Genomic DNA, 13967 nt, shown 5'->3' on the forward strand with positions numbered 1-13967 from the left:
TTTTTACTCCGCTGCAAAAATTGGTAATTTAATTAATTCATATGGTGCTTGTTTGCGCGCCATGCGAATAGTTAAAGTAATATCACTAAGATATTCATCACCTAATTTTTCCCAAGCACGTGTAGTATTATTCCATACCCACGCATTCTTAAGATCTTTTGATTGAGCTACAAGCGCAATACGACCTACGTGAACAAAGTCAGCTGATACTTCTTTACCATCAAAAACTTCCGTTCCTTGCCAAGCAACAACTGCAGAACCGTAATCTTTTTCAATTTCATACGCTTCTAATACTTGACGGTATTTTTCAGAAGTACTTACTTTAGGGTTGATCATTAGAGCACGTAGTTTTTCAACACGGGCTAAACGTCTATCTAATTTAATAGGAATATCAGCATTAACAAACTGGTCTAACATATCGATCATGCTATACATAAGCGGAACAACATTTCGCTTAGTATTTTCAATCTCTGCTATTTGACCTTCAAGTGATGCAATTTCATCATTCTGAGCAGCAACTAGTTTAGCAACATGGTCGTTGTAAACTTTGTTAATTTCAGTTTCATCAACAACTGCACGATATTCGATAACGATATCTTGAGTTTGTTCTTGAATAGAATCGATTTTAACCTGCGATTGTGACGCGGCTTTATGAATTGTACGCTCTGCAGCGTGAATTTTTTCCAGTGGATCTGCCGCCAGTGCAGAACCAGTAAATGCAATCGCACTTACAAGAGCTGACGCTACTAGATTTAGTTTCATCTTAGACATAGTTCCCAACCAATGTGTGTATTTAATTTCTTATTTTTAGAGCAAATACTCTTTGCTCATTAAATTTATACATGAATAATCGCTACAGAGTCTCCCAAACATATTCAACAATGTCAATTTAATAGAGGACCAATATTTGCTCTTAGTATTCACTTGAACAAATTTACAACAATAAAACCTTAATCTCATAGTAAATGCGGCCAATAACCAAGGATTAGGGTCGACAATTTTAATAAAAGTTCATCATTTATTTTGAATTTACAATAAAGTCAGTTGTTGATTAAAAAGTTTTAATGTTTTTGGAGAATATATTGCCAAAATAGCTTCAGCAATTGGATAGATTTGCTTCTCTATATAGTGTTCATAGTCAGGTATAAGATTCGGCTCGTCAATCTTGGGTCCATTAATTCCAATAATGTATTCAATACTACTGCCTTTTCTATAAAGTTCGCGATTACCTTGCGAGTTGGCTAAACGCGCGGCTTTGATATGCGGAGGCGTTGTTTTTACATAACTGGCGATATGTTGCCTAATTCGTTTTCGGTAAATTAGTAAATGGTCAAATTCCCCTTTTTTCAACTTACTAATGATGGATGATATATATTCATCACAATCCAATTTAGCGAACACAAGTTGAAATAATTTCATCTGAAATGTTTTGGCTAACTCAGTCCAATCACTTCTTACTGTTTCCATTCCTTTGAAAATAAGCTCAGGTTCTGCATTTTTATGTTGTTTCATTCCAGCATAACGTTTCTTTGATCCGGATTCTGAGCCTCTAATTGTTGGCATAAAAAACGGAGAAAAATGAGTCTCAAACTCCAATTCCATTTTGTTATCTAAATTAAAGTCCTGCTGAATTTTTTGGTTAAACCAGTTGTTCAACTCTACTCCCAATTGCTCAGCATCTTCAGCCTTAAACTTTGAATCATCCAAACTGACAAAAACAGAGTCTGTATCTCCATAGATAACGCTTAAGCCTTTCTGTTCAAACCATAGTTTTGATTGGTTCAATACCCAATGTCCACGCATAGTAATTGAGCTTGCTAATTTAGTGTCATAAAAGCGACAACCTGAAGAACCTAATACACCATAAAAACTATTCATGATGATCTTAATCGCATTGGATAATACTTTGTTACTATCCGCTTTGGCTTGTTCTCTTGCTTGCCATAATTTATCCAATATAGAAGAGAGTATGGCTTTGTCACGGCTAAACTCTCCCCCTCTAAAACCAGGTATTCTGTGTTCAACGTCTAAAGACCTAGCCTCAAGCAAAGCAACGGGGTCGATATTAAATGTTCTCATAATACTTGGGTACAGGCTTTTAAAGTCAAACACCAAGACATCGTTATGGATGCCAGGTATCGAGTCCATCACAAAACCACCTGGACTATTTACATAATCTTGAGCAGACACTAAGTTTGGCGCTACCCAACCTTTCCTATGAGCATGAGGTAAATATAAATTGGTGAATGCTGCAACTGAACCTCCGACTCGGTCAAGTTCAACACCTGTAAGCTTGGTTCTAGTAATAACAAACTCGACTAATTTTTCTTTACTGAATATTTTGGAAACCAAAATACAATCTTGTAAGTTATATTTTATTAATGAGGTGGGATCGTTCTGGTATAAATGTTTTATCTCTGCGAGTTTATCCCCTGCACTTTCTTGAATTAACTTTTGCTCACCGAGTATTTGACTGGCTACATTGTTCAGTGAAAAGCTAGGAAATGAGTAAGTAGCATTTTTCATTACTTCAATGCCATCAAGTACAACTCTTCCTGCTATATATACTTTATCTGGATAACGTTGTTCGCCATCTCTATTACCATCTATAAATTCTAACTCAGAACCATCACGGCCAAGTTTTAACTTAATGCCATTGCGTTTAGCCGCATTGACTAATACTCGAACATCAAACTTTACAAAGTTCCAACCTATAATTAAATCTGGGTTTAACTCAGCGACGAGTTGATTAAACTTTAACAACAACTCCCATTCGCTATCGAGCCATATAGTGTAATCAGGTAAGCCGTCAGGTTTGATGACGGGTTCATCATCATTTTGCATTCCGTTGTACAGGACAAACTCGACGGAGTCACTTTCACTGCAATTAGCTTGAATCCCAGATGTTTGAATGTCAGGCTCTTGACTGTCAAGCTCTTCAATACCGGCACTTTGAGCACCAGAGATTTGAATAGCCTTATCATTGTGTATGTTGGTACCGTGCAAGCCGATTGAATAAAGGTAGCCTTGCTCGTCACATTCAATATCTATCGATAAGGTGGAGAAAGATGGATTGTAAAAGCCTTGTTTGATTTGAGCGTGATTGATCACGCTTACAGATTTTACGGAGTTAGATTGTGACTTTAATTGCTCTATTCCAGTAAAGCATAATTCGCCTTGGATAAACCTTTCCATTAAGTATCTATCTATTGGCTTTATATCTGCTTCTAACAACTCTATCCTGCGCTCTTCGGTTAACTTTCTTAACCTGTGGTAATCCTTTAAAGATTCACTATACAAACCGAATACAGCTTGACCGTCAAAAGAAGTTAATTCTAGATCTTTAAAGGCTATATTTAATTTAGCTTGCTGGCATAAAGCTAATATCTCAGTCTTGTCTGACTCAAAGGCAAAACAAACGGCTTTTTCATTTTCAATGATCAATTGATGAACTCCATCATCGGATTTCACCCATAATTCAAACACACAACGACCATTGCGGTCATATTGTTTACGAGTTAATAAAAAACCATTTTGTTTTTCTTGTGTCATCAAATTTTTAATTCATGTTAATAAAGCGATATCACCGCTATAATAGCCGCGAAGAATAGCTAATATCAATTGCATTAAACATAACTAAATTATCAATTAGCTAAATAAAATATCCTACGGAGTATTAGTTGGACTGGATAACTGAGTTTTCAGAGTTTATAAATTTATCACCTTCTATAATAGGGGTTCTAATCCTAGCTGCCTTTGCCGCAGGTTATATAGACGCAATTGCAGGCGGAGGCGGATTATTAACGGTCCCAGTGTTGTTATCATCCGGTTTACCACCTCATGTTGTATTAGGTACAAATAAATTAGCATCCACCTTTGGTTCTTTCATGGCCAGTTACACGTTTTATAAACGCCAATTATTTTCTCCAGCATTTTGGAAGTTAAGTGTTATATCAACAGCGGTAGGTGCAACCCTGGGCACAGTAATCGTTAGCTATATTGATGCAGAGAACCTTAACAAAATCTTGCCTATATTTGTCGGATTCAGTGCTCTTTATGCATTATTCAACCGAATGAAAGCGGAAGACTCAAATCAACTCCCAGAAGTTAACTCTACATTAAAAAACAAACAGGTTGGCCAAGGTTTGATCTTAGGGTTTTATGATGGATTTGCAGGCCCTGGCACTGGTGCTTTTTGGACTGTCAGTAACTTATTCTTATACCGACTGAATATTTTATTAGCTTCTGGAGTTGCCAGAAGTATGAACTTCATTAGTAACATATTCTCTTTAGCTGCTTTTATATATCTAGGTTATGTTAATTTTGCAGTTGGCTTATTAATGGGTGTATTTTTGATGTTAGGTTCGTACAGTGGTGCGCATTCAGCGATTAAATACGGTAATAAGTTTATTCGCCCGGTATTTACTGTGGTGGTTTCTTGTATGGCTTTAAAACTTGCCTTTGACGCTTGGGCTTTATAAATTGAATACACTTATTACTCAGCTGACCTTACAGTCAGAAAAACTGAAAGAACAAATCAAGGGCTTAAAGCTCAATTCACAACAATGGTTTGCCAATAGCGATATATTTCGCTCCTCAGGCTTTGCCACTCGTAGTGAAGATATTAGTGATTATTTACTAGAGTTAACGGCGACCATTAACAAACTTGCCAAAGTCACCGACGAACAACATATCGCTTATTTGTCTGAACGAATAACCCAACAGTTTTCGTGCCTCAAAGGCTTGGTTAAGTCCAACGAGATCAATTTAAAAAACAGTCAATATAGTAGAGATAGAATTCGTAACTTAAGTAAAGTTAAGAAATTTACAGTTAAAGCCTCGCAGTCGAGCCAGGAGTTATATGCCGAGCTGTCAAAACTACAAGAGTTTGAGCGTCGCTTACTCGACAAGGTTAGTGAGTCTCAACAACAACTTTCTATGTATAAAGGCAACGCTAATAGAATGGCCTTGCAACAAGACGTGTTAACCAATCAACAAAGACTCGGGCGTTGTCGCCAAGCATTAAGTAAAATAGAAGAGTCTATTCAGAAGCTAGACAATAATAACTAACCTTATGACTACCCTATCTTTACCTTTGGTATTTCACCCTATTTATAGTCAGTTAACACTTCCCAAAAATCACAGATTTCCGATTGAAAAGTATTTAACGTTAAAAGATGCGGCCATAAAAAAGCATGGAAGCAAAGTCAATGTTAACTTAGTAAGTCATCCAATTAGCACCGAGCAACTTAAACAAATTCATCAAACAGATTACATACATAATTTTCTGACTAATAAGCTCACCGACAAAGAAATGAAACGTATTGGTTTTCCCTGGTCGGAGCAATTTGTAAGTCGTACTTTAACCGCTGTTGGCGGAACCTTACAAACCGCAAGACTTGCGGTTGAACATAGCGTAGCGATAAACCTTACAGGTGGATACCACCACGCTCATCCGGATTTTGGCTCTGGCTTTTGTGTATTTAACGACTTGTCCATTGCCGCACAAACGCTTCTTGATGAAGGTAAAGTTAATCGGGTACTTATTTTCGACTGTGACGTACATCAGGGTGATGGAACCGCCACTTGTGTTGCGGATAATCCTGACATTTTTAGTTTGTCTATTCATTGTGAAAAGAACTTCCCAACGAGAAAACAGCAAAGTGACTGGGACATAGGGTTAGATAAACATCTAGAAGATGATCACTATTTAGCACAAGTTAATGACGCGCTAATATCGGCATTTCATTCATTTAAACCTGACTTCATTATTTACGATGCGGGTGTCGATATACATCAAGACGATGACTTAGGTTTGCTGAATATCACCACTGAAGGTATTTACCAACGAGACCTTATGGTCTTTCAACTAGCAAAACAACATAACATTCCAGTTATGGCGGTTATAGGTGGTGGTTATCAAAGAGATATCAAGGCATTGACGGATGTTCATATACAACTTATAAATGCAGCGATTGATACCTTCATTAATTAACTAGTCCGCTAGTATCAACGGTTAATCCCACCTACCAAGATTTTTGATTTGAAAGCCTAAATAATATCGATAGTAATTTTCTGATTGATTCTTATAAATACGGTGCTATTGTCATAAACAAAGGAACTCAGATTAGGAAAATGTTTATGCAACTCAATGACGACATTCACAACTATTACGAAAAATTGGTTCTCGAATACATAATTGCAAATCGTTTGGATAAACGATTCTCAACTGAATTTTTATCTGACTTATGCTGTATCGTATTAAACCAATTACCATCTAAGTACATTAGACATGAAGTGGACATGGCATTTTATTTACCGGTAGCTGAACGTTATGAAATGGAAATGAATGTAAGAGAATCAATTGGCCGAGCGCTTGAATTTATGGACTCCAAAGAATTACGAGAAAACGAAATTGAGTGAAAATTTAACACCCTATAATGAAACACAAACACTAGAAACTGCTGAGCAACATATTCAATTAGCCGTCGATTTGATTTACTTACTTGAGTCAAATGAAATGCCAGCAGAAACAGTACTCAAAGCACTCGATATTGTCGCGGCAGACTTTAAACAAAAGTTGATCCCAAGCTAATATCTCTGCATTAATAAATGAATAATAGCCCAAACAAAAAAAGAGCCTCAAGGCTCTTTTTTGTTTTAACAATTTACCACGTCCTAATTAAGGTTATAAACCTAATACAACCTTTTCAGACTTTAGTGAATTAGCTGTAAATTTGATAATCGCAAACGATACAATAATTGTGATTATAGAGCCTCCAACAAAAGGTAGATAACTTTCTAAGTCCCCTCTTATTAATTGGCTAATCGCTTGTTGTTGAGCAAAAATTGGAATGTAACTAAGCGCTGCATTCTTATAATTCATAATTTCCAATACCATAGGTAAAAATACAGGTACCATGATTGTGTATTGAATATAAGATTGTGCTTCTTTAAACGACTTAGCATGAAAAGCCACGGCCAATTGAAATGCGGCGGCAAACAAAGCTAATGGCAATAACAGTAACCAAATCGTTAGGCCTAACTGCAGATCAAAGTTAAACGCCATTCCAGCCTTATGCAATGGAATAAACGGAATAACCAGGGCGGTTAAGACAATACTTAAAGTAGCACCAACCGCGCCAAAAAAAGCAGTATTCATTGCTTTTGCTATAACAACTTGCAGCGTACTTACCGGTTGCATAATTAACAGTTCTAATGAATTACGCTCACGCTCACCAGCACTACAGTCTATCGCCACATTAGTGGACGACACAAAAGCAGCAACCAAAATCATCACACCTAACATCCCCAAGATCAAGGCAGACTTAGACGACGGTGAACTGGTATCGTTCTCTTCAATATGAATTGGACTTAATAAGCTAGGTGAAATACCTCTTGCGGTTAACTTCATTGTCACTAATTGACTCTGGTATCTATTAACCACGGTTTTGATACGAGATATTTCTTCTCTAGAGCCTTTTTTAGAATAATCAGCTAACAAGGTAATTGTCGCTTTCTGCCCTTGCTCCATCTTCTGCGCAAAGTCATCGGCAAACGTAAGGGTGATTTTAGAATGCTCAAGGCTTTCACCATCTAACTCAAACGTCTTGCCCGCTTCAGGCATATCAGCATGCAGGATTTTACTTTGCTCTAATAAGGCTACAACATGAGGCGCTTGTTGTTGGTTCTCAATACTAATATATAGCTCATCAACCGACGTACTCTCTTCTAATGTAAACGTCATAATAGCCGCAAAGAAAATAGGTGGTAGAAATGCACCTAATAGCGCAGCAAAAATAGAACGCTTATCACGAATTGAGTCCAAGAACTCCTTGGTAAATAATGTTTTTATCATGCTGCTATCCCTTCATCACTTCCTATTAATGCTACAAATGCATCTTCAAATTCTGTTTTACCAGTACGCTCACACAACTCTTGTGGTGTACCTACCGCTGCAACTTTACCGTTAGCAACGACAATAACCTTGTCGCACAAAGCTGCCACTTCTTGCATTACATGTGACGAAAACAATATGCATTTTCCTTGTTGTTTTAATTCCAACAGTATTTCACGCAATATCCGAGTACTCATTACATCAAGACCACGAGTAGGCTCATCTAGTATTAAATTTTGTGGTTGGTGGACTAAGGCTTGTGCAATGATCACTTTCATTCTTTGACCTTGAGAGAATCCTTCACAACGACGGTCTGCAATGTCAGCTATATCTAACTTTTCGATTACATCATCCAAAGCTTGTTCTTTCTCTTTGCCTTTTAAACCATGTAAACCGGCAAAATAAGATATTTGCTCACGAGCCGTTAAGCGCTCATATAAACCAAATTTATCTGGGAATATGCCTATTTCTTTACGTGCTAATTGAGGTGACACTTGACTGTCGACCCCATTAATTAAACCTGTGCCCTCTTCTGCTTCCAATAAACCATATAACACTCTTAATGCTGTGGTTTTACCCGCACCATTTGGTCCTAATATTCCAGTGATCTGCCCGTCTTCGGCTAAAAAGCTTAAATCGTCTAAGGCCTTTATATCGCCAAAATGTTTTACTAAATTATTTACCTGTAACATTTGATGATCCTTTCTAATGAAGTTGATTTAAGTTAGTGAAGAATAAATTAGGCACCGACTTTTCTGCGCAACTAAAGTCAACCTCGTCAAACGAACCTTTCTGCATAAAATCTTTTACCGCATCCATACACATTCTTAATGATGCTACATGAGAGCCATTTTTAATCACAACGTGTTTTGAGTTAGCTAACGACTTATCCGCCATTTCACCATAAGCAGGAGGTGTCACAGGATCGTATTTACCAGAGAACAATAATACCGGAACATCTACCGTTACTGGCTCAGCAAAGTCTTCTGGAGCTTGCCATTTAGGCCAATACTTACAAACGTCAGTAAAGTTAGTGAATCCTAACTCACCATTAAAATAGTTATCTGCATCATTTTTAAAGTCAGACTCAACCGCTCTAGGCATATCTTCATTACAAATAATATTCATTGTCAGTCCCGTGTATAAACTGCCAGGAGCATGTTCATCTGAACCACTACTTTGGCTGATCATAGCCGCTAAAGGACGATAATCGCCATTGGCAGATGCATTAACGATATATGGCAACAACTGACGAGACGATAAAGCATATAAGGTGCTTCTTAACGTTTCCGTCACTTTACTTTTAGTTAATACTATCTCTACTTTCAAACCTGTAATTGGATGGTAAATAGATTGTTTAATTGGCTTTTCCAACTTGCTTAACAGATTTAAATAATCTTGTTTTAAATTAGGAAAAGACTTATTGCAGTATTCGTGAGCTTTACAGTCTTCAACTAAGTAATCAAATGCACGTTCTGATGTTTTACCAAAAAAACCAACAATCAATTCCATTGGCGCATTACTATCTAACGTTGCCGTTTGAATTGACTCAGGATGATTTTTTAAATACGCAAAACCGGCTCTGGTACCGTAAGAACCGCCAAAAATGTGAACCTTTTGATAACCCAATGCTTGGCGCACTGCTTCAAAATCTTCAATTGATTGATAGGTGTTATAACTTGGTAGGTGAAAGTCTGAAAAGCTAGTTAAGCAATCGTTCACTTCCTGCTGAAGATTTAAACTATCAGTATCTACCACCAACGGGTCAACATACTCAGCGGTGTCGCATAACAGTCCGTTTGATTTACCTGTACCGCGTTGGTCAACCAATATAATGTCATGTTCTTGTCTAATATCGCTCATAGCCATATTTAATGCATTGGCTAATTCTGTCGCAGCTTGACCTGGACCTCCAGCTAAAAACATCACAGGCAACTCTTTACTTTGTTCTTTAATTTTAGGCAGTACAACTACGTTTAAAGACAATTTATTATCATCTGACATTTCTACATCTGGGTTTTCAGCAACATCAAGCGTGCCACACAAGACTTTACTTTTAACACCCAAGACAAAACACGCTTCTAGTTCTAATTTTGGCTCAAGATCAGGCTCTGACGCGGATACTAGATTAGGCGCCATCAATCCTAACGATATGAGTAAGGTTAGCAGTTGTCGTTTCACAGTTAACTCCATGTAATTTCTTCTTTTGGCAAAAGTGCATAAAAATAAGTGGCTTAAAACTTTATAGGTAAGCACGCATAATGTAAATAAAAGAACCATTTAATAAAGTTACAATTTGTAACTCTATAAATATAAACCATTGTTTTTAAGTAAAAATAAAATTCAAGTCGTGTAAATAGTATGAAGGTTATAAATACTTGCTAACAAATTCCTCCATACTACCTAAGTTAATTTCCTAACTAACATCAATTTAAGATAATTAAAGTTATTAATATTTATGCCGTTAGCTTTCTATTACTTATATGGCTTTATCACAAAAATTATTAGAAATTTTACTATTATCGAACTATACCTTTGAACTGTACCTTTAAGTTATAGGTTAGATTTGAATTAAAAATATAATAAGAATAATTTAGAAAAAACAACAGGGCAGGTATGTATTATGATCCTAAACAAATTATCCATCCGCAAGAGGCTTTTGATTATTTCGATTGTCCCTATTACGCTTATCGCGATTACTCTTGTGGTAATTTTTGACAGTCAAATTAACAGTTTAATAAAAACCCAAACAGACTCAGCAACCAATATGCTACGTCACGAGAAAAAACAAGAACTCAAAAACATTGTAGATGTGGCGTATAACACAATTAAACCTGTCTACGATGCAAACGGTACCTTAGAGCAAGGACTCGAATTATTAAAACGCATGGACTTTGGTAAAGACGGTTATCTTTTTGGCTACGACTCAAACTCAGTTAGAGTATTTAGTGGTGGTTCAAGCGCAGGTATAGGAAAAAGCTATAAAGACTTTAAAGATGTGAACAACGTATATTTAATTAACGACTTAGTTACTGCAGGCAAAAACAATCAGTTTGGAAGTGGTGAGCAATTTGTTACTTATCACTTTCCTCGCCAAGGTGAAAAAGTAGCATCGGAAAAACTGTCTTATGCCATATTCCTACCTAAATGGAATCTAATGGTCGGTACAGGCGTCTATGTTGATACCATAGAAAAAGAAATTGCCGTTATAGAAAACCAAGTACGTGATGCACAAAGCCAAGTATTGGCATTCGTATATATTCTGACTATTGCTCTTATCGTTGTGATGGCTGTTATTGGAGTTTGGGTTAGCCGCTCTATTCTCAATCCATTAGCTAATGTATCCGATGCAATAAAAGAGTTAAGTCAAGGTAATGGCGATTTAACCAAACGTATTCCTATACAGGATAAGTTTGAAACCGGCATACTAGCCGAGCATCTAAACAACCTATTATCCTCTTTGCAAAACAGCATAAAAAGTGTATTCGATGTGTCTAAAGCGGTTAATTCAGAAACTAACATTTTGCTGCAGCAAGTAGAGCAAATTAAACAAATCAGTGAACGACAAAGTGATGCAATTGGAACCGTAGCAGCGGCATCTACCGAAATGTCAGCTTCAGCTGGTGAAGTATCAAATAACGCAGCTAGTGCCGCCGAGGCAGCCAAAGTAGCTAATGGCAATGGTGAATTAGCGTTAGAAAAAATTAAACAAAGCAGTAATGAAATGGGAATTCTTAGCCAAGATATTCGTGAAGCCAGTAGCGTTATTGACCGAGTAGGTACTGATGTTGAAAACATTATCGCAGTGTTACAGGTAATTGAAAGCATCTCAGAACAGACAAACCTACTTGCGTTAAATGCAGCTATAGAAGCAGCTCGAGCTGGTGAATTAGGACGTGGCTTTGCTGTTGTTGCTGACGAAGTAAGAAATCTAGCGAGTAAAACTCAAGGAAGCACTGAAGAAATTCAAAATATGATCCAAAAACTGCAAGAAGGTTCACGCTCTGCAGTAGATGCTATGGGTAAGAGTATGACTCGCAGTGACTCGGCAGAAAAAAGTGTCACCGAGACGTCTGAGCAATTAGATCTGATCGCTGAATCTGTTGCGGTAATTATGGATATGAATGCGCAAATAGCCTCAGCGTCTGAAGAGCAAAGTCTTGTTGGCGGTGATATTGGTCAGAGAATTGTTGAAATTTCAGATCAGACAGATGAGTTAACAGAAATTGCTCAGCTTAATAACAACACATGTGAAAATTTACGCCTGAGAGCGGGTGAATTAGATAAAGTTGTTGGGCAATTTAAGATTTAACGCTTAAAGCTAAATAACGCGTACAATATAATGCTGCCTTTACTCTTAAAGGTAGCATTTTTTTATGCATGCTAATCTAGTAGCAATTCTAGTTATGGCATTTCTTTAGCGTAATTTCTTAAACGTAGCTTCTTGATAATATTATTTGAAGTGTGGTTTTTGCTTGATGTTGCACGATGATGCTTGAAGTATAAGATTGGTGGCAACTCCACCAGCTACATCCCGGCACACGAGTCACTTGCTGTGGCTGCTCCCTTCCGGGTCTGACCAAGTTCACGAGCTATCGTTGCGAGAGAACCAATGGAGTTACCATAGTGCTACCTAAATATGAGATTAATCTCCTATGTAAGCGGCGCGCATTATTACTTAAACTCGAATTAGTTGCAAGAGTCTATGCAAAAAGAACAATAATTAGTTGCAAGAGTCTATGCAAAAAGAACAATATATAGATTGGACTTTTTACGTTAGAATTCGGCTATCAACTTTATGTTATGTAACCGGATTAAATAAAAACTAATAATGATATTCTCTTCTCCAGCTAAAGAATCAACCAACGCATTATTATTAACGGGCGGTGGCGCACGAGCTGCTTACCAAGTAGGTGTCCTAAAAGCCATTGCTTCACAATTACCTCGTAATCAAAAATCCCCTTTTAAAGTCATCTGTGGAACTTCCGCAGGAGCAATTAATGCGGTTTCTATGGCTTGCCATGCTTCTTGTTTTCACCTAGGTGTCAAAAAAACAGAGTGGGTATGGAAGAATTTTAAAACTGAACAAGTTTATGTTGGTACTTGGTTCGGTGTATTTGGTTATATTTTAAAAAATTACTTTTCTAAGTCATCCAAAGGTGGCAACGCCAGAGCAACCAGTTTATTAAATAATAAACCACTGGAAAATTTACTGTCTGGATTAATAGATTACAAACGTATTGATAGAAATATCCTAACGGGTCACTTAGATGCAATTTCAGTTGCGGCGTCTAGTTATAGCGATGGCGATAGTATTGCGTTTTTTCAATCTAGTGAGAACTATGCGTGGCAAAGAGCAAAACGAAAAGGCGTTAAAACCGTATTAACAACGCGTCATTTAATGGCCTCTGCGGCAATTCCATTGTTATTTCCAAGTGTAAAAATTGGCACATCATACTTTGGCGATGGTGCAGTACACCAGTTATCACCATTGAGTCCAGCTATACATTTAGGTGCAAATAAAATATTAATCATTGGTGTGGAAGAGCCTAATAAAGATAAGTATTTCGGCGAATCTGACTTTCAACCGAATACAGCAACCATTACCGGTCACTTATTAGATACTATATTTACCGACTCTCTTAATGCCGATATAGAGAGAATGGAGCGAATAAACTCTACCCTTAATTACGCCTCAGAAGACAAAGCGGGATTAAAGAAAGTAGAAACCTTATTAATTAACCCTAGTAGCTGCTTCAACAAATTAGCGGCACAGCATTATAAAAAAATGCCACCAGCGATACGTTTCTTATTACGTTTAATTGGTATTAAGAAAAAGTCTGAGTCCACTCTGCTTAGCTACTTAATGTTTGAGAAACCATTTACTAAAGAGCTTATTAACTTAGGTTATGAAGATGGTTTAGCAAGAAAGGATGAAATTATGGCGTTTTTGGATTTAACTGAAGAACAAGCTAAAACCAATAACTTATAAACCACTAGTTATAAAGTAAATATTTAAACCGCTTACTTTAATCACCTACCTTAAAATGACGGCTAATGACGTAGCATT

12 protein-coding genes and 1 other RNA gene are annotated in these 13967 nt (G+C 37.1%); 7 read left to right on the forward strand and 6 right to left on the reverse strand.

Translation table 11 applies throughout. The features are described from left to right. Positions 1–3: 3 nt before the first annotated feature. The gene (locus BTO11_RS16145) at positions 4–771 is read right to left on the reverse strand and encodes a DUF3450 domain-containing protein (protein ID WP_105053564.1); all 768 of its coding nucleotides are present in this window, start codon (positions 769–771) and stop codon (positions 4–6) included. A 258-nt stretch (positions 772–1029) separates the two neighbouring features. Then, positions 1030–3552: a DNA polymerase II gene (locus BTO11_RS16150; RefSeq protein ID WP_105053565.1), complete on the reverse strand. Its 2523-nt coding sequence runs from the start codon at positions 3550–3552 to the stop codon at positions 1030–1032. A gap of 128 nt (positions 3553–3680) precedes the next feature. Here BTO11_RS16150 and BTO11_RS16155 point away from each other — a divergent pair, with 128 nt between their 5' ends. The 5 genes from BTO11_RS16155 to BTO11_RS16175 all read left to right on the forward strand — a co-directional run bounded on the left by BTO11_RS16155 (position 3681) and on the right by BTO11_RS16175 (position 6595). Beyond that, a complete protein-coding gene (locus tag BTO11_RS16155) occupies positions 3681–4481 on the forward strand; it encodes a TSUP family transporter (protein ID WP_373295216.1) in 801 nt (266 codons plus the stop codon). Between the two features lies 1 nt (position 4482). Next, positions 4483–5070 carry a primosomal replication protein PriC gene (gene priC, locus BTO11_RS16160; RefSeq protein ID WP_181135942.1) on the forward strand — a complete coding sequence of 196 codons (588 nt, stop codon included), beginning with the start codon at positions 4483–4485 and terminating at the stop codon, positions 5068–5070. 4 nt (positions 5071–5074) lie between these two features. Continuing rightward, positions 5075–5995, forward strand: coding sequence for a histone deacetylase family protein (locus BTO11_RS16165; protein ID WP_105053567.1), 921 nt, complete (start codon positions 5075–5077; stop codon positions 5993–5995). A 146-nt stretch (positions 5996–6141) separates the two neighbouring features. Further along, positions 6142–6423, forward strand: coding sequence for a late competence development ComFB family protein (locus BTO11_RS16170; protein ID WP_105053568.1), 282 nt, complete (start codon positions 6142–6144; stop codon positions 6421–6423). Then, the gene (locus BTO11_RS16175) at positions 6416–6595 is read left to right on the forward strand and encodes a YbaM family protein (RefSeq protein WP_105053569.1); all 180 of its coding nucleotides are present in this window, start codon (positions 6416–6418) and stop codon (positions 6593–6595) included. The genes BTO11_RS16170 and BTO11_RS16175 overlap by 8 nt, the downstream gene beginning before the upstream one ends. A 93-nt stretch (positions 6596–6688) precedes the next feature. On the opposite strand, the gene BTO11_RS16180 is transcribed toward BTO11_RS16175, so the two are convergent. Genes BTO11_RS16180 through BTO11_RS16190 form a run of 3 tightly spaced genes read right to left on the reverse strand, consistent with a single transcriptional unit; the run spans position 6689 to position 10078 of the window. Beyond that, on the reverse strand, positions 6689–7858 hold the full coding sequence (locus tag BTO11_RS16180) for an ABC transporter permease (RefSeq protein ID WP_105053570.1): 1170 nt from the start codon (positions 7856–7858) through the stop codon (positions 6689–6691). Further along, positions 7855–8589 (reverse strand): ABC transporter ATP-binding protein, encoded by a 735-nt coding sequence (locus tag BTO11_RS16185; protein ID WP_105053571.1) that lies wholly within the window; start codon positions 8587–8589, stop codon positions 7855–7857. The genes BTO11_RS16180 and BTO11_RS16185 overlap by 4 nt, the downstream gene beginning before the upstream one ends. 13 nt (positions 8590–8602) lie before the next feature. Continuing rightward, complete coding sequence (locus BTO11_RS16190) at positions 8603–10078, reverse strand: alpha/beta fold hydrolase (RefSeq protein ID WP_181135943.1); 1476 nt, start codon at positions 10076–10078, stop codon at positions 8603–8605. 478 nt (positions 10079–10556) lie between these two features. On the opposite strand from BTO11_RS16190, the gene BTO11_RS16195 reads away from it, so the two are divergent. Beyond that, positions 10557–12209 (forward strand): methyl-accepting chemotaxis protein, encoded by a 1653-nt coding sequence (locus BTO11_RS16195; RefSeq protein WP_229793404.1) that lies wholly within the window; start codon positions 10557–10559, stop codon positions 12207–12209. 206 nt (positions 12210–12415) lie between these two features. On the opposite strand, the gene ffs is transcribed toward BTO11_RS16195, so the two are convergent. Beyond that, positions 12416–12512: signal recognition particle sRNA small type (gene ffs / locus BTO11_RS16200), an RNA gene on the reverse strand. A 216-nt stretch (positions 12513–12728) separates the two neighbouring features. On the opposite strand from ffs, the gene BTO11_RS16205 reads away from it, so the two are divergent. Continuing rightward, the gene (locus tag BTO11_RS16205) at positions 12729–13889 is read left to right on the forward strand and encodes a patatin-like phospholipase family protein (RefSeq protein ID WP_105053574.1); all 1161 of its coding nucleotides are present in this window, start codon (positions 12729–12731) and stop codon (positions 13887–13889) included. The last annotated feature ends 78 nt before the right edge of the window (positions 13890–13967 follow it).

It is taken from the genome of Psychrosphaera saromensis, assembly GCF_002954545.1.
Lineage (GTDB): Bacteria > Pseudomonadota > Gammaproteobacteria > Enterobacterales > Alteromonadaceae > Psychrosphaera > Psychrosphaera saromensis.